Raw genomic sequence first — 302 nt, forward strand, 5'->3', positions numbered from 1 at the left:
CGAGTCTCTCTTTCCGCACCAAAGCAAGTGAAGAATTCTGCAGTTTCTGCAGGGGTATAGCCAAGCGGTAAGGCAGCGGGTTTTGATCCCGCCATTCTGGGGTTCGAATCCCTGTACCCCTGCCATTAATTTTAGTGGCAGTATGGTCATCAGTTCATACGTTTAAGTCACATGTTTTCTGCAGGGGTATAGCCAAGCGGTAAGGCAGCGGGTTTTGATCCCGCCATTCTGGGGTTCGAATCCCTGTACCCCTGCCATTTTTTGATAACCCAGCTTCGGCTGGGTTTTCTTTTTTCTGCGCC

At 50.3% G+C, this 302-nt stretch carries 2 tRNA genes; both read left to right on the top strand.

What is annotated here, in order from left to right:
- Positions 1-50: 50 nt before the first annotated feature.
- Positions 51-125 (top strand) — tRNA-Gln (locus tag EOE67_RS20400).
- A 57-nt stretch (positions 126-182) separates the two neighbouring features.
- Positions 183-257: transfer RNA gene (locus EOE67_RS20405), tRNA-Gln, on the top strand.
- The last annotated feature ends 45 nt before the right edge of the window (positions 258-302 follow it).

Origin of the sequence: Rheinheimera riviphila (genome assembly GCF_004005945.1) — a bacterium.
Taxonomy (GTDB): domain Bacteria; phylum Pseudomonadota; class Gammaproteobacteria; order Enterobacterales; family Alteromonadaceae; genus Pararheinheimera; species Pararheinheimera riviphila.